This window comes from Romboutsia sp. BSD2780061687b_171204_C1, assembly GCF_015560225.1.
GTDB classification, from domain to species: Bacteria; Bacillota; Clostridia; order Peptostreptococcales; family Peptostreptococcaceae; genus Romboutsia_C; species Romboutsia_C hominis.
This window is the reverse complement of record NZ_JADMRK010000002.1, coordinates 184,750-208,336: the sequence shown is the minus strand read 5'-3', so window position 1 is coordinate 208,336 and position 23,587 is coordinate 184,750. Positions and strand designations below refer to the sequence as shown.

The window sequence follows — 23,587 nt, the reverse complement described above, 5'->3', positions numbered from 1 at the left end:
TTAATATAATAATTCTATAAGAGATATAGGAGGAGATTATATTATGAAAATAAGGAAAAAAGCAATTATAGACAAAAATTATTGTGTAGCCTGTGGAACTTGCATAAAAGAATGTCCGCTAAAACTTATAGAAATAGAACAAGGTGTATTTGCAAAAGTTAACCTAGATAAATGTGTAGGATGTGGAAAATGTGCTAAAGCGTGTCCTGCATCTGTTATAGAAATAAAAAGTATGGAGGAATCTATATAATGAAAAAGCAAAAGAAAACTTGGAAAGAGTATATGTGGATATTAAGTGCATTATATTTATTCCTAGGATTATTTAATGTATTATTTGCATGGCTTGGATTACTATGCTTTACAATACCTTTAGCTATGGCAATATTAGGAAAAGGAAAAACATACTGCAATACTTACTGTGGAAGAGGTCAATTATTAAACTTAATGGGAAATAAAATGAAATTATCAAAATACAATAATATTCCTAAGTTTTTAAAAAGTAAGTGGTTTAGATATGGATTTTTAGCTTTCTTTATGACAATGTTTATAAATATGCTATTTATGACATACTTAGTATTTAATCAAACTAATAGCCTAAAAGAAGTTATAACAATACTTTGGACATTTAAAGTGCCATGGAAAGTGGCTAATGTAAGTATGGTAAGTCCTTGGGTAGCACAGTTTGCATTTGGATTTTATAGTATTATGATTACATCTACAATATTAGGTGTAGTTACAATGCTTTTATACAAGCCTCGCTCTTGGTGTGTTTATTGTCCAATGGGAACTATGACTCATATAATATCAAAGGCTAAGTATAAAGATAATATGTAAAATTAGGATTTAAATTATTAATAAAAATGGCTTAGAAACATAGTAATTTCAAAAAATTTGCAATTAAACCTTATATATGTTATTATAGTATATAAAATAATACATTTTGCAAACACTAAGAGTGAGACCAGAAGTTCTCACTCTTTTGTTTTAAATAAACTGACAACTGAATAGGAGGGAAAAATATGAAAAAGAGTATAGAAGCTACTATAGAAGAATTAGTATCAGAAATAACTGAACCACTTAATTTTGAAATAGTAGATGTAGAATATGTAAAAGAAGCTGGAGAGTATTACTTAAGAGTATTCTTAGATAAAGAAGGCGGAATATCATTAAATGATTGTGAAGCTGTAAGTAGACAATTAAGCGAAGTTTTAGACGTTAAAGATCCTATAAAAGATAACTACTTCTTAGAAGTATCTTCACCAGGACTTGATAGACCGCTTAAAAAAGATAAAGACTTTGTAAGATACGCTGGAAGAGACGTTGAGATAAAATTATACAAACCACTAAATGGCTCAAAGCAATTTGAAGGTACATTAGTTGGATTAACAGAAGAAAATACTATAAAAGTTATAATAAATGATGAAGAAGTTGAATTTAATAGAAAGGAAGTAGCTCTTGTAAGACTTGCAATAAAGTTTTAATAAGATAGCTTAGGGTAAAAATAAAATGAACCACGAATTTATAGAAGCATTAGATGAGTTAGAAAAAGACAGAGGAATAGATAAAGAAATACTTATAGACACTATAGAACAAGCTCTTTTAACAGCATACAAGAAAAACTTTGGTTCTGCTCAAAACGTAAGAGTTGAGTTTGATAGAGAAAGAGGAGACGTTAAAGTATTCTCTCAAAGAGTAGTAGTTGATGAATCAGATTTATACGATACATTCTTAGAAATAGAATTAGCAGACGCTAGAGAAATAAGTCCAAACTACGAATTAGGAGATATAATAGAAAATGAAGTAACTCCTATGGACTTTGGAAGAATAGCTGCTCAAACTGCTAAGCAAGTAGTTGTTCAAAGAATAAGAGAAGCAGAAAGAGAAATAGTATACAATGAATTTATGGATAAAGAAAATGAAATAGTTACAGGAGAAGTAGCTAGAGTAAACAAAAACATAGTTCATGTTAATCTTGGAAGAATAGAAGCTATAATGACTCCACAAGACCAAATACCTGGTGAAACATACAGAGCTGGTCAAAAAATAAAGGTATACATATTAGAGGTGAAGAAAACTAATAAAGGACCTCAAATAATAGTATCAAGAAGTCATCCAGGATTAGTTAAGAGATTATTCGAGTTTGAAGTTCCAGAAATATTTGAAGGTATAGTTCAAGTTAAATCTATATCAAGAGAAGCTGGTTCAAGAACTAAGATGGCAGTTAAGTCAATAGATGAAAAGATAGATCCAATTGGAGCTTGTGTAGGACCTAAAGGTTCAAGAGTTAAAAACATAGTTGATGAATTAGGTGACGAAAAGATAGATATAATAAAATACAGTGATGATCCAGCTGAATTTATATGTGCAGCACTTAGCCCATCAAAGGTTGTTAAGGTTGATATAAATGAAGAAGAAAAATCTGCTTTAGTAGTAGTACCTGATTACCAATTATCACTTGCAATAGGTAAAGAAGGACAAAATGCTAGACTTGCAGCTAAGCTTACTAACTGGAAAATAGATATAAAAAGTGAATCTCAAGCAGGGTTAGAGCCTCAAGAAACTAACACAGACGCTGAGTAATAAAGGAGGGGTACTCTTTGCAAAAACAAAAAAAGGTTCCTCAAAGAAAATGTATAGCATGTCAAGAAAGAGATGCAAAAAAAGGGCTAATAAGAATAGTTAAGACTAAGGAAGGTCAAATATTTTTAGACCCAACAGGAAAAGCAAACGGTAGAGGTGCATATATATGTAAGGATGTCGAATGTCTAAAAAAAGCTATAAAAAGCAAAGCTTTAAATAGAGCATTTAAAATGGAAGTTCCATCTGATGTATATGACAACCTACTTAAGGAGCTAGAAAGTTATGAAGACTAGTGAAGAAAAAATATATTCATTTTTAGGCCTTGCTACAAGAGCAGGTAAGATAGTGTCTGGCGAATCTACTTTAGCTGACCTTAAAAAAGGGAAGGTAAATCTAGTTATAGTAGCAGATGACGCATCTGATAACACTAAAAAGTTATATAAAGATAAATCATCATATAGAAGTATACCGTATGTATACTTTTCAACAAAGCTACAACTAGGGCTAGCTATAGGGAAAGCTCCTAGAGCAGTCATAGGTATAAAGGACAAAAACTTTGCTGACAAAATCAGCGAGTTGATGGAAACACAAAAAATATAATAGGGGGTGGTCTTGTGTCAACAAGAGTATACCAAATCGCAGAAGAATTGAAAGTATCAAATGAAGAAATGATACAAAAGTTAAAAGAATTAGATATAGATGTAGAAAATGAAAATTCTGAAATAGCAGAAGATGAATTAGAGTTAGTTTTAGATATATTAAAAGAAGAAATAGCAGCGGCTAAAGGAAATATATTAAAAATAGAAGGAAAATTAACTGTTCAAGAGTTAGCTAATGCCCTTGATAAGTCAGCTTCAGAAATAATAATGAAGCTTATGAAAATGGGAACTATGGCTACAATAAACCAAGAGTTAAACTTTGAAATAGCTTCACTTGTTGCTAAGGACTACGGATTTGAATTAGTAGTTGGAGGAGCAGATGAAGAAGAAGTTGAAGCAATAGATGCTTTAATGGAAATAGAAGAAGATAAAGAAGAAGACTTAAAGCCTAGACCTCCAGTTGTTACAGTTATGGGACACGTTGACCACGGTAAAACATCTTTACTTGATGCAATAAGATCAACAAACGTAACTTCAAGAGAAGCAGGTGGAATAACTCAACATATAGGTGCTTCTGAAGTAATGGTAAATGGACAAAAGATAGTATTCTTAGATACTCCAGGACATGAAGCCTTCACAGCAATGAGAGCTAGAGGAGCACAAGTAACTGATATAGCAATATTAGTTGTTGCAGCAGATGACGGTATAATGCCTCAAACTGTTGAAGCTATAAACCATGCTAAAGCTGCTGAAGTACCATTAATAGTAGCTATAAACAAAATAGATAAACCAGCAGCTAACCCTGATAGAGTTAAGCAAGAATTAGCTGATCAAGGATTATTAGTTGAAGACTGGGGTGGAGATGTTATAGCAGTTCCAGTTTCAGCACTTAAAGGTGAAGGAATAGATACTTTACTTGAAATGATATTATTAGTTGCAGAAGTTGAAGAATTCAAAGCTAACCCTGATAAAAGAGCTGTTGGTACTGTTGTAGAAGCAGAACTTGATAAGGGAAGAGGACCGGTTGCTACTGTACTTGTTCAAGGTGGAACACTTAAAGTTGGAGATCCAATAGTATGTGGTACTGCAAGTGGTAAAGTAAGAGCGATGATAAACTCTAAAGGAAAAAGAGTTAAAACTGCTGGACCATCTACTGCTGTAGAAATATTAGGTTTATCAGAAGTTCCACAAGGTGGAGATCAATTTGTTGCTGTAGCTACTGAAAAAATAGCAAGAAGTGTAGCTGAAAAGAGAGCTCAAATGGCTAGAGAAGAAATGTTAAAATCTAACCAAAGAATGTCTCTTGATGATTTCTTCAGCCACATGAATGATGCTGATGTAAAAGAATTAAATATAGTTGTTAAAGCTGACGTTCAAGGTTCAGTTCAAGCTGTTAAGCAATCACTTGAAAAATTATCTACTGAAGAAGTAGCAGTTAGAGTTATACATGGTGGTGTTGGTGCTGTAACTGAGTCAGATGTTATGCTTGCTGCTGCATCTAATGCTATAATAATAGGATTTAACGTAAGACCTGGAGCTACTGCTGAAACTATAGCTAAAAAAGAATCTGTTGATATAAGATGTTACACAATAATATACAAAGCTATAGAAGATGTTCAAGCTGCAATGCTTGGAATGCTTGATCCAGAACTTAAAGATGAAGATACTGGTAAAGCTGAAGTTAGAGAAACATTCAAATTATCAGGTGTTGGAACAATAGCTGGATGTTATGTAACAAGTGGTAAGATATTTAGAGGTTCTAAGGTAAGAATAGTAAGAGATGGTATAGTAATCCATGATGGACAATTAGCAGCTCTTAAGAGATTCAAAGATGATGTTAAAGAAGTTAACCACGGATACGAATGTGGATTAAGCTTTGTTAACTACAACGATGTAAAAATCGGAGATATAATAGAAGCTTATATAACTAAAGAAGTAGAAAGAAAAAGTTTATAATAAGTTTTATATAAATAGACAATAATAACAAAAAGATATTTTAAGTCATATAATAATATATTACAAAAACTTTTAAGCTTTAAAACTATGTAATATGTTATAAATAATTATGGCTAATAAATTAATAGATAAAATCAAAGCACATTAAAGAAATTATATTTACTGCAAATATAATTTCTAATGTGCTATTCTAAAATAGAAGTAAAAGAGGTCGATATTTATGGCATCATATAGCAGAACAAAAAGAATAGCAGAAGAAATAAAAAAAGTTATAAGTACAATGCTTATAAGTGGAATAAAAGATCCTAGAATAAACTCTATGGTAAGTGTAACTGACGTTGAAGTTACAAGTGACTTAAGTTATGCATACGTATACATAAGTATACTAGGAGGAGATGAAGAATCTACATTAACAGGGCTAAGAAGTGCAGTAAACTACATTAGAAGAGAAGTAAGTAGAAATGTTAAATTAAGACATACTCCTCAAATAATATTTAAAGTTGACGATTCTATAAAAAATGGAATGTATATGGATACATTAATAAAGAAAGTTAACGAAGGAAAAACTGCAAATGAAATAGATGAGGAAATGTTTGATGAAGAATAATCTAGACAATATAATAGATTATATAAATGGAAGTGACAATTTTGTTGTCACTTCTCACATTAGTCCTGATGGTGATAATATAGGTTCAACTCTAGGAATGTATTATAGCTTAAAAAAATTAGGTAAAAATGTTTACTATGTTTTAGATGATAATGCACCTAGGAACCTAGAATTTTTAGTTGAAGATATAAACATACTTAAATCTAATGAATTTAATGAAAGTAACTATTCATTAATAGCACTTGATTGCGGAGATAAAAAAAGAATATGTTTAGAAGAAGAAATAATAAATAATGCTAATAAAGTTGTATGTATAGATCATCATGCAAGTAATGATAATTATGGAGATTTTAATTACATAGATATAAATGCATCATCTACTTGTGAGTTAGTATACAATTTATTAGTAAGATATAGTGAAACTCAAAACATAGACTTAATAGATGAAAAAATAGCAACAGCCTTATATACAGGCCTTGCAACAGATACTGGAAACTTCTCATATTCAAACACTCATCCAAGTAGTTTTGAAATGGCAAAAGAACTACTTATAAAAGGTTCTAAAAGAGATATGATAATCCAAAAAGTGTTTCAAAGTAATCCATACAACTATTATAAGTTATTAGGAGAAGCTTTAAATACTTTAGATATAGTTAATGAAAAAGTCGCTAGTATATGTATAACAAAAGAAATGTTAAAAAATAACATAATAAGCTTCAATGATGTAGACGGAATAACATCTTATACTAGAGATATAGAAGGAGTAGAAGTTGGAATACTTCTTAAAGAGAAAAAAGAAAATGAAGTAAAAGTAAGCTTAAGATCTAAAAATTATGTAGATGTAAGCCTTATAGCGCAAAGCTTTAATGGTGGAGGGCACGTAAGAGCAGCAGGATGCACTATATATGATAGTGTTGAAAATGCAAAAAAACAGGTATTAGAAGCTGTATTAAAAACAATCTAAGGTGATAAAGACATGAACAAAATAGTAAACATAATAAAACCTACAGGAATGACATCTCATGATGTTGTTAGTGTAGTAAGAAGAACCTTAAATATAAAGAAAGTTGGACATACAGGTACCCTTGACCCAGATGCGGCAGGGGTATTACCTATATGTATAGGAAAAGCAACCAAAGTAAGTGAACTTATACTAAATAAAGATAAGAGCTATATTTGTGAATTAACTCTTGGTATAACAACAGACACTTACGATTCTTCAGGAGAGATAATAGATAGAGTTGATAACTTTAGCTACTCTAAAGAAGAAATAGAAAAAGCTTTTGAAACTCAAAGAGGACATATAGATCAGTTACCTCCAATGTATTCTGCACTTAAGGTAAATGGAAAAAGAATGTGCGATTTAGTTAGAAGCGGAAGAGCAGATGAAATAAAGCTAAAGACTAGACCAGTAAATATTAAAAAATTAGAAATACTTAGCATAAATGATAATAAGATAATGTTTTATGTAATGTGTTCAAAGGGAACTTATGTCAGAAGTATATGTTATGATATAGGACAAGTTCTAGGTTGTGGAGGTCATATGTCTTTCTTACTTAGAACATCTTCAGGTAAATTTAATCTAGAAAATGCTATAACTTTAGAACAATTACAAGAATACAAGGAAAATAACACTTTAGAAGAACATTTATATGACATAGACTACGTATTATCAAACTTTAACAGTCTATCTATACACCCTAATGCAAGAAAGTATTATGTAAATGGTGGAATAATAGATGAAAGAAGATTTACACAAAAAGATTTCAATGAAAATGATGAAATTGTAAGAGTTTACTGTGAAGGTGAATTTTTAGGTAGTGGTAAATTAATTAAAAAAGGTAGCGAAATAAGTGTAAAGAGTGATAAACTATTTATAGTATAAAACTAAAAAAATACTATAATTCAGTGGGGACTCATTATGGATATTATAAAATCTATAGATAAAATACAAAACATAAATAAAAGTGTAGTTACAATTGGTAACTTTGATGGTCTTCATAAAGGTCATCAAGTCTTAGTAAAAAAGGCAGTAGAATATGGATTTAAAAACAATATAAAAAGTGTAGTATTTACCTTTGACAACCATCCAGCAAATTATTTTATAAAAAACTCAATAAAAAATATTATAAGTAATAAAGAAAAAGAACAAAGAATAAAAGATATGGGTATAGATTTAATAATAAGTATACCTTTTGATGAATATATGACTAAAATATCTCCAAGAGAGTTTGTAAAAGACATCTTAATAGATAAGTTAGGCGTTAAGAAAATAATAGTTGGATATGATTTTACATTTGCAAAAAATAAAGAAGGAAATGTAAATTTATTAAAAGAACTATGTAGTGAGTATAACTTTGAACTAGATATAGTAAATCCTATAAAAATAGATAATATAAGAGTTAGCAGTACTTATATAAGAAATCTTATAAAAGATGGACAAGTATCTAAAGTAAAAAAATATTTAGGACATAACTATGAAATAAAAGGAGAAGTTATACACGCTAAAAAACTTGGAAGAACTATAGGTTTTCCAACAGCTAATATTCAAGGCGATAAAAATATGATAATACCTAAAAATGGTATATATGCAACAAAAGTATATATTGATGGTAATACTTACTATGGCGCAACAAATATAGGCTTTAATCCTACTGTAAATGGGGATAAGCTATCAATAGAAACTAATATATTAGATTTTAATGAAGATATATATGGCAAGATTATAAAAGTTGAGTTTTTAGAAAGAATTAGAGATGAGCGTAAGTTTTCATCCTTAGAAGAACTAAAACAACAATTGAAAAAAGATACCAACTATGTAAGAGAAAACTATGTTTGCAATATTAGTGAATGTATGGTAAAATAGTTGGAGTAAACCATTACTCGGCATAGAATTACTCCAATTCGTGCTTAGTAATAGGCGATTTTTAAATATTATGGAGGTATTCAAATGAACAAATTAGAAATAATAAAAGAATTCGGAAGAAGTGAAGGAGATACTGGTTCTCCAGAAGTACAAATAGCTTTATTAACAGCTAGAATAAACGAATTAAACGACCACTTAAAAATCCACAAAAAAGATCACCACTCAAGAAGAGGTCTTTTAAAGATGGTTGGTAGAAGAAGAAACTTATTAGCTTACTTAAAAGACAGAGACTTAGAAGGATACAGAGCGTTAATAGCTAAGTTAGGATTAAGAAAATAATAATTTTTCTATATATAAAAAGTTATCTCGTAAGAGATAACTTTTTTGCATTTAAGAAAATTATTATACTTAAAAAACTGTGGTTAACTACTGTAGTTAAGAATTATATAAAAAGCCTCTTATTAAAGATTTAATAAGAGGCTTTTATATGTTGATAATTATGCAAAACTTATATTCTAATGATGGTTGCATCCATCATGAGAGCATGTGTGATTACTTGGGAATTCATTTAATTTGTTTTCATTGAATAAATCTATATTTTCTTTTAAAGTAGCTCCTAAAGCCTTATACACTTTTATTCCCATAGAATTTAATTTAACTATAGCACCTTGACCTATACCACCAACTATAACTGCATCTACAACATTTCCTGATAAAGCTTTTATAGGTTGGCATTTTCCATGTTCATGCCCTAAATCTCCATTATCTAAAGCAGACACTTCCTTAGTTTCTGAGTCGTAAACTAAAAACATTGGAGCTGAACCAAAGTGTCCAAATGGCTTACTTAAAAGACCTTCATTTACTTCTACTGGCATACAAATTTTCATAATTAAACATCCCTTCTTTTACAACATTTTTTTATAGATTTGCAGTTAGTACTGCAGTCTGTACTTATAAGATTAATGTTTGATAAACCTAATAAGTTTTCATTAATATTTCCTAGAGAATTAAAAAATGATATACATTCATTAAAAACATTTTCATTAATATGATAAAAAACGTAGTATCCTTCTTTATATCCTCTTATTATCTCAGCTTCCTTTAAAACCTTTATGTGCTGAGATACTGATGAATCAGTTATACCTAAGTACCTAGAGATTCCTTTTTGACAAATATCTCTTTTTGAAACTAACAAAAGAACTTTAAGTCTTGTTTCATCACTTAGTGCCTTAAATACTTTAGCTAAATTATTCATGTTCACTCCTTTTAGTTAAGTGATTACTTAATTAGATTATAGTACTCTTAATTAAATATTTCAAGTATACTTAAAAATTTATATAAAATATATTTCTAAAATGTGATTTTTATAGAAAATTATACCTATGTTTTATTATAATTATTTAGGGTATGTATCAAATGTAAATGATAAGGAGGGATAAGTTTTGATAAACTTTAGAGACATTGGAGGATGTAAGTCGTCAGATGGAAGAACTGTAAAAAAAGGATTATTTTTCAGATCTGGAAATTTAGCTAATTTAAGTAGTGATGATATACAGACATTAAGAGATTTAAACATAAAGTTAGTATTTGATTATAGAAGCGAAGAAGAAAGTAAAGAAAATCCAACAGAAGAAATAGAAAATATAGAGTACATAAGAGTATCTGCTATGAATATGGATGATATGAGCGCGGCTAAGTTTGGATCTGTCAAAGAAATGTTATTAAATATGTTTGAAAATGAAAATGCTTTTAATATGTTAAAAGAAAGATATTATGATTTACCAGTAAATAACAAATCATATAAAAGATTAGTTGAACTTATTAGAGATGAAAATAACCTACCAATTTTAACTCACTGTACAGCAGGAAAAGATAGAACTGGAGTAGGATGTGCTATAATTTTAATGATATTAGGTGTAAGTAGAGAAGATATAATAAAAGATTATTTAAAAAGCAATCAATCAGCACAAGAGGCTATAGAAGAGATAATGAAAGTACAACCTGAGTTAAAAAATGTTCCTGAGGAAAAATTAAAATATTTATTTGGTGTAAATGAAGATTATATAAACGAAGCATTTAGAAGAATAGATGAAAAGTATAAAACTACAGAAGAATATTTATACAATGAGTTTGGATTAACAGTAGAAGATTTAAAAGAATTAAGAAATAAATATTTATATTAATATAAAAAGTCTGTGTTTGACTTAAAATACTTTAAGTTAAACACAGACTTTTTATTTAAAAAGAATATATTAATTGATTAAAACATATATGATTAAATTTATATTAATAAGTAAATAATAAATTAATAATAAGTTACTTAAACAAAGCTATCCCAAATATAGTAAATTACTTTTATGTTGTTAATTTATACTATTTTTGATAATATAATACATAGGATGATAAACGTGTTTTTTAAAGAGGAGGCAAGCAATTAATGTTTGAACATAAAATATTTAAAATGGATTTAGCAGGGAGAGAACTTTCTGTTGAAATAGGAAAAATAGCAGAACTTGCTAGTGGTAGTGCTATTCTTAGATACGGAGATACGATGGTAATGGTTAACGTATCTAAATCTTCTGCACCAAGAGATGGAATAGATTTCTTCCCACTAAGTGTAGATTATGAAGAAAGGTTATATTCAGTAGGTAAAATACCAGGAGGATTCTTAAAAAGAGAAGGAAAGCCATCAGAAAAGGCTATACTTACATCAAGACTTATAGATAGACCTATAAGACCTTTATTCCCTAAAGGATTTAGAAATGATGTACAAGTAGTTGCAACAGTTTTATCAGTAGATCAAGACTGTACTCCTGATATAGTAGCAATGATAGGTTCTTCAGTAGCATTATCTATATCTGATATACCATTTAATGGACCAACTGGTTCTGTTTTAATAGGACTTGTTGACGGGGCATTTGTTGTAAATCCAACAGCAGAGGAAAGAGAAAAGAGTTCTATGCACCTTGTAGTATCAGGAACTAAAGATGCTATAATGATGGTTGAAGCAGGGGCTGAAGAAATACCAGATGAATTAATGCTTGAAGCTATATTATTTGCTCATGAAGAAATCAAAAAGATAGTTGAATTTATAGAACAAATAGTAGCTGAAGTTGGAAAAGAAAAAATGGAAGTTGTACTTCATCAAATAGATGAAGATGTAGAAAAAGCTGTTCGTGAATTTGCAAGCGAAAAAATGGCAGAAGCTATAAAAACATTTGAAAAGTTAGAAAGAATGGAAAAGATGGATGCTGTTAAAGCTGAAACTTTTGAACATTTTGCAGAAATAGCTGAAGAATTTGAACAAGATATAGAAGAAACTCTTCACGCTATAATAAAAGAAGAAGTAAGAAAATTAATAGTACATGAAAATGTAAGACCAGACAACAGAAAGTTAAATGAAATAAGACCTATATGGTGTGATAATGGATTTATACCAAGAGCTCATGGTTCTGGATTATTCACAAGAGGTCAAACTCAAGTAATGTCTATAGCTACACTTGGAGCTTTAGGAGATGTTCAAATACTTGACGGACTTGATGAAGAAGAAAGTAAAAGATATATGCATCACTACAACTTCCCAGCATACAGTGTTGGGGAAGCTAGACCATCAAGAGGTCCAGGAAGAAGAGAAATAGGTCACGGAGCTTTAGCTGAAAGAGCTTTACTTCCAGTATTACCATCTAAAGAAGAATTCCCATATGCAATAAGAGTTGTATCTGAGGTACTTAGCTCAAATGGTTCAACTTCTCAAGGTAGTGTTTGTGGTTCAACATTATCACTACTTGACGCTGGTGTTCCTATAAAAGATATGGTAGCAGGAATTGCAATGGGTCTTATAAAGCATGACAATAAAGTAGCAGTACTTTCAGATATACAAGGTATGGAAGACCACTTAGGAGATATGGACTTTAAAGTTGCAGGTACTGAAAAAGGTATAACAGCTATACAAATGGATATAAAAATAGCTGGTATAGATGAGCAAGTACTAAGAGATGCATTAACTCAAGCTAAAGCTGGTAGAATACACATACTTAATGAAATGAGAAAGACAATAAGTGAGCCAAAACCTGAATTATCTAAGTATGCACCTAAGATAGTAACAATGAATATAAACCCAGATAAGATAAGAGACGTTATAGGACCTGGTGGAAAGGTTATAACTAAGATAATAGATGAAACTGGAGTTAAAATAGATATAGAACAAACAGGAGAAGTATTCATAGCAGGAATAGATGCTGATATGATAAAACTTGCTCAAAAGCTTATAAATGATATAGTTGCTGAAGCTGAAGTTGGAAAAACTTATACTGGTAAAGTAACTAGAATAATGAACTTTGGAGCATTTGTTGAAATACTTCCAGGAAAAGAAGGATTACTTCATATATCTCATATAGCACACGAAAGAGTAGCTAAAGTTGAAGATGTACTAAACATAGGAGATGAAGTAGAAGTTAAAGTAACTGAAATAGATGAAAAAGGAAGAGTAAACTTATCTAGAAAAGTACTTTTACCAAAGCCTGAGAAAAAAGAAGAAAAATAATATATTAATACAAAAAGACTGTAGAACTAATTTTCTACAGTCTTTTTGTTTGATTAAAAGTAATATACAATACAAAAATAATCTCAAAGAAATAGAGTCATAAATATTAATACAACCTAATAAAATATATAAGAAGTTGTACATAATTAAGGCTTGATTAGGGGGAAAACTATTATGATGATAGTAATCAATAAGAAAAAATTAAAAAAAGTCATTATAGGATTAATAGCAGTTATATTAATTGTAATTTCTGGGTTATACTTTATGAAAAGAGAGACAAAACCAACCTTAAACTTAGATGTAGCAAATCAGCCATACTACCAAGGAACAAAAGTTAAAAGTGGATACGTTGCATTAACTTGCAACGTAGACCTAGGATGGGAAAGTGAATATGTAGAGGGAATACTAGAGGCACTAAAAAAAGAAGATGTAAAAATAACCTTTAATGTAACTGGTAGATGGGCAGAAAACAATGAAGAATTACTTCTAAAAATTAAGGAAGAAGGACATGAAATAGGAAACCATGGACATAAACATTTAGACTATGCAAACTTATCTTATGAAGAAAATTTAGAGCAAATAAAAACATCTAAGAAAATAATAGAAGATATAATAAAGGAAGAAACTAAATTTTTCCAAGCTCCATCAGGTTCATTTGGGGACAACACTGTAAAAGCAGCAAAAGAAATGGGATATACATCTATAAAATGGGACATAGACACAATAGACTGGAAAAATAGAGAAGAGCCAGATGTTATAATTGAAAGAATTAAGAAAAAAGACATAGTAGATAATAGTATAGTTTTAATGCATCCAACAAATGCAACAGTCCAATGTGTAGATGATATTATAAATATAATTAGGGACAAGGGGTTAAAACCAGGTAAGCTAAGTGATGTATTTTAGGATAGTAATAGTTGAATAAATAAAAATAGTAACTTATAATTTAATACATGTAGTTTAATAAAAACTACTAATATTTAGATTTTTTATATTAGGGTATAGATATTTACTACATAGCTCATGTAAAGCACTAAGTAAAAATAAAAACTTTATAAATATATTAAATTATAAAATGACATTATAAATGGAGGGAAGTATGTATAAAACACACGTATTAGATAATGGACTAACAATAATAGGTGAAGAAATACCTTATTTAAAGTCTATTGCACTAGGGGTATGGATAAACGCAGGTTCAAGAATAGAGGATGAGAAAATAAGTGGTATATCTCACTTTATAGAACATATGCTATTTAAAGGCACTAAAAATAGAACTTCAAAAGATATTGCAAATGAGATAGATAATTTAGGTGGACAAATAAATGCTTTTACAAGCAAAGAATGTACATGTTATTACGTTAAATTATTAGATTCTCATATAAATAAAGGAATAGACATATTAAGTGATATGATGTTAAATCCACTGTTTAATCAAACTGATATAGATAAAGAAAGATTAGTAATACTTGAAGAATTAAAGATGTATGAAGATTCTCCAGAAGATTTAGCTTATGACTTATTGAGTGAAGGAATATATAAAGGGCATTCTTTAGGATACAACATAATAGGGACAGAAAAGTCTTTATTTGATATAAACAAAAAAGAAATAGAAGAGTATTTTGGCAATTATTATGTACCTAATAATTCAGTAATATCTATATGTGGAAACTTTAATTTTGAAGAAATAGTAAAAGAAATAGAAGATAAGTTTAAATCATGGAATAAAAAAGAAGTAGATATAAACTTTACTAAGGCAGATTTTAAAAATACTTATATAACGAAAAATAAAGATACTGAACAAGTTAATCTAGCAATTGGTTTAGAAGCTATAGCATCTGAAGAAACAGAAGAAGCCTATGCATTAGCTATAATAAACACTATATTTGGAGGGAGCATTAGTTCTAGGCTATTCCAAAAGATAAGAGAAGAAGAGGGATTAGTTTATTCAATATATTCATCTCAAAGTTTATATAGACAATGTGGAGAGTTAGGAATATTTGCTAGTATGAGTAACGAAAATCTAGAAGAAGTATATAATTTAGTTATAGAGGAAATAAAAGATCTTAAAAACAATTACCTAAGTGATGAAGAGATAAGATTAACTAAAGAACAATTAAAGGGAAGTTATATGCTAGGTCTAGAAAGTACAAGTAGCAGAATGATGGCAATAGGTAAGGCAATGCTACTAAATAAAAAGGTAAGAAATAGTGATGAAATATTAAAATCTATAGATAATATAGATAGAGAAACTATAAAAAAGGTAATAGATAAAGTATTTAATTTAGATAAAATAGGAGTATGTATAGTTGGTAGAGATGTAGAAAATATAAAGCTATAATACTTTAAACAATAAAATAAACGAATGAAGAATATCTCAAAGTTGATTAAAATTAATATAAAAATTAAGGTAAATATAATCATATAAAAGTGAACTAATATTTAACTTACTTTTATATTACAAAATGCTTTGAGATATTTTACTATAAAAGAAAAAATGGGGGGATAAACATGAATTTATCTGAAATAGCAGGTAAAGAAATAGTAAATCTAGTTACAGGAGAAAGATTAGGTGTAATTGGAGAGTGTGACATGATAATAGATGAAACTACAGGAGAGATACTAGCATTATTAATACCAAGGGAAAAAGGATTCTTTGGTATTAGAAAGGATAAATCAGTACTTGAAGTACCTTGGAGAAATGTTAGAAAAATAGGAAATGATATGATAATAATTGAATATGACGGAATATACTAGGGGGGCATTATGGAAATCTTAGTTCAAAAATTTGGTGGTACATCAGTTGGATCTTACGAAAAAATGAATGAGGTATGCAAAATAATAAAAGCATATAAAGAAACTTATAAGGATTTAAAGCTAGTTGTAGTAGTATCAGCTATGGGAAGAAAGGGTTCACCATATGCAACAGATACATTAATTTCTTTATTAAGTGAAATAAACGATCAACCAAACAAAAGAGAACTAGATATGATAATGAGCTGTGGCGAAATAATATCAGGAACTGTACTTACAAACATGTTACAGGTTAGAAATATAAAGGCTACTTTCTTGACAGGATATCAAGCTGGAATAATAACAACTAATAATTTTTCAGATGCAAAAATATTAGATATAAATACAGAAAGAATATTAAAAGAGTTAAATGATAACAATGTAGTAGTAATAGCTGGATTCCAAGGTAAAACAGAAGATGGAGAAATAACAACACTAGGAAGAGGGGGTAGTGATACATCGGCTGTTGCAATAGGCAAAGCATTAAATTGTTCTAGGGTTGAGATATATACAGATGTAGATGGAATAATGACAGCAGACCCAAGAATAGAACCTGATGCTAAGGTATTAGATTGTATAGATTATGAAGAAGTATTTCAAATGGCAGAAAAAGGAGCTAAAGTTATACATCCAAGAGCAGTATCTCTTGCAAGGAGTGCAAATATAACACTTTCAATAAAAAATACATTAAATCCAGAGTTTGCAGGAACTAGAATATGTACAGAGTGCCAAAGGGAATATATGGAGTATGAAGTAAAAAATAGCCTAATGACAGCTGTAGCTCACAAGGATAAAGTAGCACAAGTTAAAATAAAAGCAAGTGAAGATGATTTTACAAATATATTAAATGATATAGAAAAAGAAAACATAAGTATAGATATGATAAACTTTTTTATAGAAGAAAAAGCATTTGTAGTAGAAGAAGAGTATATAGAACAACTTGAAAATATACTTAAAAAATCAAATATAGAATATTCCATAAGAAAAAATTGTGCAAAAGTAACTTTAATAGGTGCTAAGATAAATGGCATACCAGGAGTTATGTCAAGATTAGTAAAAGCTTTATCAAAAGAAAATATACCATTACTTCAAACATCTGATTCTAGTATGACAATATCTTGTTTAGTAGATAGTAATGATATATCAAAGTCAGTGCATGCAATTCATAATGAATTTCACTTAAATTAATTAAGTAAAGTATGTAATAAATCAAAAATTCTATTAAAATAATTAAAAGATATAATAAAAATGTAATACTTTAAAACTTAGCATTCAAAGAATTTTTTGTATATATTTGGACAAAATAACATGAAAGCAGAGTTTGAGAGGAGTATTACATACATGAGATATTATGAAGATAACATTAACTACAATAATCATATAGAATTTAGCCGTGATAGAGGTAGAGAAAAAAGTACATTACAAATAAAAAATGAAAATGAAGAAAATCCAGTAAATGAAACTAAAGATATACAAAACATAAAACAAATGGGTGTGCCTGATATGCCACCACAGCCTAAAAAAGATATACAATGTATAACTATAATAGGAGAGATAGAAGGTCACTACGTAGGAAATCCTCAAAAAAAATCAACTAAATATGAACATATAATACCAATGCTTTATTCAGTAGAAGAAAATGCAGATACTAAAGGCATACTTGTCATATTAAATACAGTAGGAGGAGATGTAGAAGCAGGTCTTGCTATAGCAGAACTTTTAAATAGCATCTCTAAAAAAGTAGTAACATTAGTACTTGGAGGAAGTCATAGTATAGGAGTTCCTCTTGCAACTGCAGGAGACTATTCATTTATAGCACCAACTGCTACCATGATAGTTCATCCTATAAGAACTAACGGACTTGTAATAGGAGTAAATGAAACTTTTGAATACTTTAAAAAAATGCAAGAAAGAATAAGTAATTTCATAACTAGAACTTCTAATATAGATAGAGATGAATTAGACAGGATAATGCACTCAAAAGACGAACTTGTAAATGACGTTGGAAGTGTATTAATAGGAAAAGAAGCTGTAGATGTTGGGCTTATAAATGAAGTTGGAGGATTAAAAGAAGCATTAAGTAAGTTAAAAGAACTTATAAAAGAAGATGAAAAGAATCAAGATAAATAAAAATTGTTATAAATATATGTTGTATGATATAATTAAATGATAAAATAAAAGTGTTAGTGTTAAGGCATTAACACTTTTTGCTATGATATACTTAAAGTAAGATAAGAGGTGAGATGAGTGGCTAAAAAGAAAAAAAGCAAGAAAAAAGAAAAGAAATTAAGCTTTAATCAGGAATATCATAATTTGGTAACTATATTTATAGGTATATTTTTATTATATAGTTTAAATTCAAGTTCAATGGGATTTATAGGATCTATGATGCAATCTTTATTTAAAGGATTATTTGGTTCTCTTTCTGTAATAATACCATTTATAGTAATTATTATAGGGATACTTGGATTCTTTGAAGGCAACGAATATATATATAGATTAAAAAATACTAAAACATACTATGTAGTAATATTATTTATGTTTATATTCTATGGATTATTAAATGCAAAAAGTTTACCTGTAGATTCTCCTTTAAGCTCAGACATGATTAAAGGTGTTATGGATATGGGGGTAAGTGGAGAAGGAAGTGGACTTGTATCTACCACTATAACTTACTATATCGTTAAAATGTTTGGATTAACTGGTGGATGGATGATAAGTATATTTGCACTTGTAATGACTATATTATTTATCTTTAACATATCAGTTAAAGATTTAATATTAAACATAAAAGCAAAATCATCAAGTGCTAAAAATGGAAACCTAAACTTAAAAGAAAAAGTATCTAATATGAAAAAATCAGCAATAGATATGATGACAGAAGAAGTAGATGAAGAAACTATGGTTGATAAAAAAGGTCTATTTAAAGGCTTTATGTCTAAAAACTCTAAAGAAGAGGAAGAATATGTAATAGACCAAGACGAAGATGATATAGGAGATAAAACTATAAAAATAGTTGGGTTTAATAAGGCAGAAGATGAATACCTAGAAATATTAGAAGGTACTCAAAATATGCCAGAATTAGATACAATAAAGGAATTACAAAGCTTTAAAACAGGAGTTGTAGAAGATGTAAAGGAACAACCTATAAAAACATCTAAAACATTCAATTCCGATATGGAAAAAACTCAAGATATAAATGTAGCTTCAAATATGAGTTATGAAAACTATAAAATGCCAAGCTTTAACCTTTTAAACAAAATAGATAAAAAAAGTGATGACGGAGGAAGAAAAAAAGTACTTAAAAATGCATCTCTTTTAGAAAAGACTTTATCTGATTTTGGAGTTGAAGCAAAGGTTAATCAAGTTACAGTAGGACCTACTATAACTAGATATGAAATACAGCCAAGCCCAGGAGTTAAGGTTAGTAAAATAGTAAATCTAACAGATGATATAGCACTAAGCTTAGCTGCTAAAAGTATAAGAATGGAAGCTCCAATACCAGGTAAAAGTGCAATAGGTATAGAAGTGCCAAATGAAAATGCACAAATGGTAGGAATTCGTGAAGTATTAGAAAGTGAAGAGTTTAGAAACTTTGAATCTCCACTTGCTATGGCACTAGGTAAAGATATAGCAGGAAAAACTGTAATAGCAGATATAGGAAAAATGCCTCATATGTTAATAGCAGGGTCAACAGGTTCAGGAAAAAGTGTATGTGTAAATACACTAATAAGTAGCATACTTTACAAAGCAAAGCCAGATGAAGTAAAGTTATTACTTATAGACCCTAAAGTCGTTGAGCTTGCAAATTATAATGGAATACCACATCTACTTATACCAGTAGTTACAGATCCTAAAAAAGCTGCTAATGCACTTAACTGGGCAGTAACAGAAATGAATAGAAGATACAAGTTATTTGCAGGAGCACAAGTAAAAGATATAACAAGTTACAATCAAAAGGCAGAAGAAAAACTCCCTAAGATAGTAATAATAATAGACGAACTTGCAGACTTAATGATGGTAAGTTCAAATGATGTTGAAGATTATATATGTAGATTAGCACAGATGGCAAGAGCAGCTGGAATGCACTTAATAGTAGCAACACAAAGACCATCTGTTGACGTTATAACAGGAGTTATAAAAGCTAACATACCATCTAGAATAGCATTTGCTGTTTCATCACAAACAGACTCAAGAACAATTCTTGATATGGGTGGAGCTGAAAAACTATTAGGTAAAGGTGATATGTTATTCTATCCATTAGGAGCAGCAAAACCTGTTAGACTTCAAGGTGCGTTTATATCAGAAGGTGAATCTGAAAGAGTTATAGACTTTGTAAAATCACAAGTTAGTGGTAACGAAGTAAAGTACGAAGAAGATATAATGGAGACTATATCAAAAGCTAATATAGCAAAATCAAGTGATGAAGATGAATTATTAAGTGAAGCTATAGAATTTATAGTTGAAAGTGGACAAGGTTCATCATCTATGTTACAAAGAAAGTTTAAAATAGGATTTAATAGAGCGGCAAGACTTATAGATTCTATGGAAGAAAGAGGTATAGTTGGACCAAGCGAAGGAAGTAAACCAAGAAAAGTATTAATAAGTAAACAAGACTTACAAAATTTAGAAGGTGAGTAAAATTGAAGACAATAAAAATAGAAGACGCACTTAAGTTGGAAAATGTAGTTTTTATAGATGTAAGAACTGAATCAGAGCATGAAGAAGATAATATATTAGATGCATTTAGCATGCCATTATTTAAAGACAATGAACATAATGAAGTAGGTACTATATATAAAATGCAAGGAAAACATGAAGCTATAAAAGTAGGATTTGATTATGTTGGATATAAATTAAAAGATATATATCTTAATGTATTAGAAGCTGCAAAGAATCATGATAATGTAGTAGTTTATTGTGCTAGAGGAGGAATGAGAAGTGGATCGGTAGTTAACTTAGTTTCTTCTCTGGGCATAAATGTATATCAATTAGAAGGTGGATATAAAGCTTATAGAAATTATGTATTAGATTATCTAAGAAATATAATGAATACAAAAGAATTTATAGTAGTTCATGGACTTACCGGAGTCGGGAAAACCGACCTACTTAAAATGTTAGAAGAAAATAACATAGACAATATAGATCTAGAGGGAATAGCTAAAAATAGTGGTTCTACATTTGGATTTATAACATTTGACCAAAAACCACCAAGTCAGAAAAAATTCGAAACTAAAATATTTGAAGAATTATTTTACTCAAACTCAGATTATATATTTATAGAAAGTGAAAGTAAAAGAGTAGGTCATGTGTGTGTACCTAATGAAATATATGATGCTATTATAAGAGATGGTCATCATATATTATTAGAATGTAGTACTGAAAATAGAGTTAAAAGATTATGTAGAGATTATATATATAATCAAAAAAATAAAGAAGAAAACATACAAACTTTAAAAGATTGTATAAATAAATTTAGAAAAAGATTAGGTCATAAGAGAGTAGATGAATATATTAATCTATTAGATGAAGGAAAATACGAGGAATTAGTAGAAAGATATTTAGTAGAGTATTATGACCCTTTATATATGCATTCGGTTGATAAGTATAAATATAATCAAGTTATAAACTTTGATGATATGACTAAAGGACTAAATGAAAGCATAAAATATCACGAGAAGGCAAAAAAGGAGCAATAAAAATGTTAAAGATAGCACTAGAATCACTAGGATGTTCAAAAAACTTAGTAGATGCAGAAATAATGATGGGAATACTAAATAGAAAAGGATATAAGTTAGTAGGAGATTTTTCTGAGGCTGATATAATACTTGTAAATACATGTGGATTTATAGAATCAGCAAAGCAAGAATCAATAGATACTATCCTTGATTTAGCACAATACAAAGTAGATGGAAATTTAAAAATACTTGTAGTAACAGGATGTTTAGCACAAAGATATTCTGAAGAATTAAAAGCAGAAATACCTGAAATAGATGCAATAGTAGGTACAGGAAGTTACCAACAAATAGACGAAATAATAAAAGACTTAGAAAAAGAAAAGCAAGTTGTTAGCTTAAATGATATAGAATTTGCTTTTAATGAAGAATTGCCAAGATATGTTACAACTCCAAATCATATGGCATACTTAAAAATAGGTGAAGGTTGTGACAACCATTGTACTTACTGTATAATACCAAAATTAAGAGGTAAATACAGAAGTAGAAAAATGGAAGATATAGTTAAAGAAGCTAAAGATTTAGCAGCTAGAGGTGTTAAAGAATTAGTAGTTATAGCACAAGATACAACTAAATATGGATTTGACTTATACAATAAAGAAATGTTACCGACTTTACTAGAAGAATTAGCTAAAGTAGAAGGTATAAAATGGATAAGAGTAATGTATTCTTACCCAGAATCAATAAGCGAAGAATTAGTTATGGTAATGAAAAAATATGATAATATATGTAACTACTTCGATATGCCTATACAACATGCAAGTAACAGAATACTAAAGCTAATGAACAGAAAAACAACTAAAGAAGATATATTATCTAAAATAGAAATGATAAGAAAGCATATACCAGATGCGACAATAAGAACAACTATAATAGTAGGATTCCCAGGTGAAACTGAAGAAGACTTTAATGAAGTTGTAGAATTTGCAAAAGAAGTTAAATTTGATAGATTAGGTGCATTTGCATACTCAAGAGAAGAAGACACTGCAGCAGATAAATTACCTAATCATATAGAACAAGAGATAAAAGAACAAAGAAGAGATAAACTAATGTTAGAACAACAAAAAATATCTCAAGAATTAAATGAAGCTAAAGTAGGAAATACTTACGAAGTTTTAATAGAAGAACAAATAGAAGATAAGGTATATATAGGTAGAACTCAAGGTGATGCAGAAGAAATAGATAGTATAGTTTACGCAAAATCTGAAAATCAACTTAATATAGGGGATTTTGTAAAAGTAAAAATAGATAAAGCTTTAGAATATGATTTAATGGGAGATGTATTATAAATGAATTTACCAAATAAATTAACTTTATTTAGGATATTCTTAATACCAGTATTTATAATAGTAATGTTACTTAACATACCTAACAAATATTTAATAGCTTGTATAATATTTGTAGTAGCATCAATAACAGATGCTATGGATGGACACATAGCAAGAAAGCATAATCTAGTTACAGACTTTGGGAAATTTATGGATCCACTTGCAGATAAGTTATTAGTTTTATCAGCATTAATATGTATGATAGAAAGTGGCTTAGTAGCAAGTTGGATGGTAATAATAATAGTAGCGAGAGAGCTAACAGTAAGTATACTAAGAGCAATAGCAGCAGCTGATGGAAAAGTAATAGCAGCTAGTGGAGGAGGAAAGTTAAAGACTATAAGCCAAATGGTAGCTATAATAGTATTATTATTAGGAGCAAACTTTAACAATTCACTATTAATTATGATAGGAGATATATCTATATTAATAGCAACACTTCTAACACTTTACTCAGGATGGGAATACTTATATAAAAATAAAGAATTATTCATGAATAGTAAATAATAAAAAGTGGGCATAAACTGCCCGCTTTTTACTTTATACAAAATACAGTTTTAAATATAAGCTAAAGTGTAAATAT

At 29.2% G+C, this 23,587-nt stretch carries 25 protein-coding genes; 23 read left to right on the top strand and 2 right to left on the bottom strand.

Going from position 1 to position 23,587, the window contains the following annotated elements; translation table 11 throughout:
• Positions 1-43: 43 nt before the first annotated feature.
• The 12 genes from I2H23_RS05945 to rpsO all read left to right on the top strand — a co-directional run bounded on the left by I2H23_RS05945 (position 44) and on the right by rpsO (position 8,947).
• Positions 44-250: a 4Fe-4S dicluster domain-containing protein gene (locus I2H23_RS05945; protein ID WP_195581291.1), complete on the top strand. Its 207-nt coding sequence runs from the start codon at positions 44-46 to the stop codon at positions 248-250.
• Positions 250-834, top strand: a complete 585-nt coding sequence (locus I2H23_RS05940; RefSeq protein ID WP_195581290.1) for a 4Fe-4S binding protein — start codon at positions 250-252, stop codon at positions 832-834. The genes I2H23_RS05945 and I2H23_RS05940 overlap by 1 nt, the downstream gene beginning before the upstream one ends.
• A gap of 185 nt (positions 835-1,019) precedes the next feature.
• Complete coding sequence (gene rimP / locus I2H23_RS05935; protein WP_092924754.1) at positions 1,020-1,481, top strand: ribosome maturation factor RimP; 462 nt, start codon at positions 1,020-1,022, stop codon at positions 1,479-1,481.
• A 25-nt stretch (positions 1,482-1,506) separates the two neighbouring features.
• Positions 1,507-2,580 carry a transcription termination factor NusA gene (gene nusA / locus I2H23_RS05930; protein WP_092924756.1) on the top strand — a complete coding sequence of 358 codons (1,074 nt, stop codon included), beginning with the start codon at positions 1,507-1,509 and terminating at the stop codon, positions 2,578-2,580.
• Positions 2,581-2,597: 17 nt separating this feature from the next.
• Complete coding sequence (rnpM, locus tag I2H23_RS05925) at positions 2,598-2,873, top strand: RNase P modulator RnpM (RefSeq protein WP_092924758.1); 276 nt, start codon at positions 2,598-2,600, stop codon at positions 2,871-2,873.
• Entirely contained in the window at positions 2,863-3,180 is a 318-nt protein-coding gene (locus tag I2H23_RS05920) for a L7Ae/L30e/S12e/Gadd45 family ribosomal protein (RefSeq protein WP_092924760.1), read from the top strand. Before rnpM ends, I2H23_RS05920 begins: the two co-directional genes overlap by 11 nt.
• Positions 3,181-3,194: 14 nt before the next feature.
• Positions 3,195-5,135, top strand: a complete 1,941-nt coding sequence (gene infB / locus I2H23_RS05915) for a translation initiation factor IF-2 (protein WP_092924762.1) — start codon at positions 3,195-3,197, stop codon at positions 5,133-5,135.
• Between the two features lie 220 nt (positions 5,136-5,355).
• Positions 5,356-5,742 (top strand): 30S ribosome-binding factor RbfA, encoded by a 387-nt coding sequence (gene rbfA, locus I2H23_RS05910; protein WP_092924764.1) that lies wholly within the window; start codon positions 5,356-5,358, stop codon positions 5,740-5,742.
• The gene (locus tag I2H23_RS05905) at positions 5,732-6,706 is read left to right on the top strand and encodes a DHH family phosphoesterase (protein ID WP_195581289.1); all 975 of its coding nucleotides are present in this window, start codon (positions 5,732-5,734) and stop codon (positions 6,704-6,706) included. The genes rbfA and I2H23_RS05905 overlap by 11 nt, the downstream gene beginning before the upstream one ends.
• Before the next feature lie 12 nt (positions 6,707-6,718).
• Complete coding sequence (truB, locus tag I2H23_RS05900) at positions 6,719-7,627, top strand: tRNA pseudouridine(55) synthase TruB (RefSeq protein ID WP_195581288.1); 909 nt, start codon at positions 6,719-6,721, stop codon at positions 7,625-7,627.
• 36 nt (positions 7,628-7,663) lie between these two features.
• On the top strand, positions 7,664-8,608 hold the full coding sequence (locus I2H23_RS05895; protein ID WP_092924770.1) for a bifunctional riboflavin kinase/FAD synthetase: 945 nt from the start codon (positions 7,664-7,666) through the stop codon (positions 8,606-8,608).
• An 84-nt stretch (positions 8,609-8,692) separates the two neighbouring features.
• Positions 8,693-8,947, top strand: coding sequence for a 30S ribosomal protein S15 (gene rpsO, locus I2H23_RS05890; RefSeq protein WP_092924772.1), 255 nt, complete (start codon positions 8,693-8,695; stop codon positions 8,945-8,947).
• Between the two features lie 176 nt (positions 8,948-9,123).
• Here the strand turns inward: rpsO and I2H23_RS05885 are convergent, their stop codons facing one another.
• Complete coding sequence (locus tag I2H23_RS05885; RefSeq protein WP_166505770.1) at positions 9,124-9,495, bottom strand: NifB/NifX family molybdenum-iron cluster-binding protein; 372 nt, start codon at positions 9,493-9,495, stop codon at positions 9,124-9,126.
• A 2-nt stretch (positions 9,496-9,497) separates the two neighbouring features.
• Positions 9,498-9,863, bottom strand: a complete 366-nt coding sequence (locus I2H23_RS05880) for an ArsR/SmtB family transcription factor (protein ID WP_195581287.1) — start codon at positions 9,861-9,863, stop codon at positions 9,498-9,500.
• A 187-nt stretch (positions 9,864-10,050) separates the two neighbouring features.
• Here I2H23_RS05880 and I2H23_RS05875 point away from each other — a divergent pair, with 187 nt between their 5' ends.
• The 11 genes from I2H23_RS05875 (at position 10,051) to pgsA (ending at position 23,511) form a co-directional block, all read left to right on the top strand.
• Positions 10,051-10,791 (top strand): tyrosine-protein phosphatase, encoded by a 741-nt coding sequence (locus I2H23_RS05875; protein ID WP_195581286.1) that lies wholly within the window; start codon positions 10,051-10,053, stop codon positions 10,789-10,791.
• Between the two features lie 254 nt (positions 10,792-11,045).
• The gene (pnp, locus tag I2H23_RS05870; protein ID WP_195581285.1) at positions 11,046-13,151 is read left to right on the top strand and encodes a polyribonucleotide nucleotidyltransferase; all 2,106 of its coding nucleotides are present in this window, start codon (positions 11,046-11,048) and stop codon (positions 13,149-13,151) included.
• A 174-nt stretch (positions 13,152-13,325) separates the two neighbouring features.
• The gene (locus I2H23_RS05865; protein ID WP_207741701.1) at positions 13,326-14,057 is read left to right on the top strand and encodes a polysaccharide deacetylase family protein; all 732 of its coding nucleotides are present in this window, start codon (positions 13,326-13,328) and stop codon (positions 14,055-14,057) included.
• 193 nt (positions 14,058-14,250) lie between these two features.
• On the top strand, positions 14,251-15,492 hold the full coding sequence (locus I2H23_RS05860) for a M16 family metallopeptidase (protein WP_092924782.1): 1,242 nt from the start codon (positions 14,251-14,253) through the stop codon (positions 15,490-15,492).
• 170 nt (positions 15,493-15,662) lie between these two features.
• A complete protein-coding gene (locus I2H23_RS05855) occupies positions 15,663-15,908 on the top strand; it encodes a YlmC/YmxH family sporulation protein (protein ID WP_092924784.1) in 246 nt (81 codons plus the stop codon).
• A gap of 9 nt (positions 15,909-15,917) precedes the next feature.
• On the top strand, positions 15,918-17,132 hold the full coding sequence (dapG, locus tag I2H23_RS05850; RefSeq protein WP_092924786.1) for an aspartate kinase: 1,215 nt from the start codon (positions 15,918-15,920) through the stop codon (positions 17,130-17,132).
• Between the two features lie 153 nt (positions 17,133-17,285).
• The gene (locus tag I2H23_RS05845) at positions 17,286-18,074 is read left to right on the top strand and encodes a ClpP family protease (RefSeq protein WP_176579613.1); all 789 of its coding nucleotides are present in this window, start codon (positions 17,286-17,288) and stop codon (positions 18,072-18,074) included.
• A gap of 117 nt (positions 18,075-18,191) precedes the next feature.
• Entirely contained in the window at positions 18,192-20,585 is a 2,394-nt protein-coding gene (locus I2H23_RS05840; protein ID WP_166505766.1) for a DNA translocase FtsK, read from the top strand.
• A 2-nt stretch (positions 20,586-20,587) separates the two neighbouring features.
• A complete protein-coding gene (gene mnmH / locus I2H23_RS05835) occupies positions 20,588-21,643 on the top strand; it encodes a tRNA 2-selenouridine(34) synthase MnmH (RefSeq protein ID WP_195581284.1) in 1,056 nt (351 codons plus the stop codon).
• Between the two features lie 2 nt (positions 21,644-21,645).
• Positions 21,646-22,968 carry a 30S ribosomal protein S12 methylthiotransferase RimO gene (rimO, locus tag I2H23_RS05830; protein ID WP_092924792.1) on the top strand — a complete coding sequence of 441 codons (1,323 nt, stop codon included), beginning with the start codon at positions 21,646-21,648 and terminating at the stop codon, positions 22,966-22,968.
• Positions 22,969-23,511 (top strand): CDP-diacylglycerol--glycerol-3-phosphate 3-phosphatidyltransferase, encoded by a 543-nt coding sequence (pgsA, locus tag I2H23_RS05825; protein WP_092924794.1) that lies wholly within the window; start codon positions 22,969-22,971, stop codon positions 23,509-23,511.
• The last annotated feature ends 76 nt before the right edge of the window (positions 23,512-23,587 follow it).

What these genes read in the sequence shown, in the direction of transcription:
- rbfA (WP_092924764.1), top strand. Translation starts at nt 5,356, where the DNA reads ATGGCATCATATAGCAGAACAAAAAGAATAGCAGAAGAAATAAAAAAA.
- I2H23_RS05885 (WP_166505770.1), bottom strand. Translation starts at nt 9,495, where the DNA reads ATGAAAATTTGTATGCCAGTAGAAGTAAATGAAGGTCTTTTAAGTAAG.
- I2H23_RS05940 (WP_195581290.1), top strand. Translation starts at nt 250, where the DNA reads ATGAAAAAGCAAAAGAAAACTTGGAAAGAGTATATGTGGATATTAAGT.
- I2H23_RS05895 (WP_092924770.1), top strand. Translation starts at nt 7,664, where the DNA reads ATGGATATTATAAAATCTATAGATAAAATACAAAACATAAATAAAAGT.
- I2H23_RS05865 (WP_207741701.1), top strand. Translation starts at nt 13,326, where the DNA reads ATGATGATAGTAATCAATAAGAAAAAATTAAAAAAAGTCATTATAGGA.
- truB (WP_195581288.1), top strand. Translation starts at nt 6,719, where the DNA reads ATGAACAAAATAGTAAACATAATAAAACCTACAGGAATGACATCTCAT.
- I2H23_RS05880 (WP_195581287.1), bottom strand. Translation starts at nt 9,863, where the DNA reads ATGAATAATTTAGCTAAAGTATTTAAGGCACTAAGTGATGAAACAAGA.
- I2H23_RS05945 (WP_195581291.1), top strand. Translation starts at nt 44, where the DNA reads ATGAAAATAAGGAAAAAAGCAATTATAGACAAAAATTATTGTGTAGCC.
- I2H23_RS05855 (WP_092924784.1), top strand. Translation starts at nt 15,663, where the DNA reads ATGAATTTATCTGAAATAGCAGGTAAAGAAATAGTAAATCTAGTTACA.
- I2H23_RS05920 (WP_092924760.1), top strand. Translation starts at nt 2,863, where the DNA reads ATGAAGACTAGTGAAGAAAAAATATATTCATTTTTAGGCCTTGCTACA.
- dapG (WP_092924786.1), top strand. Translation starts at nt 15,918, where the DNA reads ATGGAAATCTTAGTTCAAAAATTTGGTGGTACATCAGTTGGATCTTAC.
- I2H23_RS05845 (WP_176579613.1), top strand. Translation starts at nt 17,286, where the DNA reads ATGAGATATTATGAAGATAACATTAACTACAATAATCATATAGAATTT.
- pgsA (WP_092924794.1), top strand. Translation starts at nt 22,969, where the DNA reads ATGAATTTACCAAATAAATTAACTTTATTTAGGATATTCTTAATACCA.
- pnp (WP_195581285.1), top strand. Translation starts at nt 11,046, where the DNA reads ATGTTTGAACATAAAATATTTAAAATGGATTTAGCAGGGAGAGAACTT.
- rpsO (WP_092924772.1), top strand. Translation starts at nt 8,693, where the DNA reads ATGAACAAATTAGAAATAATAAAAGAATTCGGAAGAAGTGAAGGAGAT.
- nusA (WP_092924756.1), top strand. Translation starts at nt 1,507, where the DNA reads ATGAACCACGAATTTATAGAAGCATTAGATGAGTTAGAAAAAGACAGA.
- I2H23_RS05905 (WP_195581289.1), top strand. Translation starts at nt 5,732, where the DNA reads ATGAAGAATAATCTAGACAATATAATAGATTATATAAATGGAAGTGAC.
- I2H23_RS05860 (WP_092924782.1), top strand. Translation starts at nt 14,251, where the DNA reads ATGTATAAAACACACGTATTAGATAATGGACTAACAATAATAGGTGAA.
- rimO (WP_092924792.1), top strand. Translation starts at nt 21,646, where the DNA reads ATGTTAAAGATAGCACTAGAATCACTAGGATGTTCAAAAAACTTAGTA.
- rimP (WP_092924754.1), top strand. Translation starts at nt 1,020, where the DNA reads ATGAAAAAGAGTATAGAAGCTACTATAGAAGAATTAGTATCAGAAATA.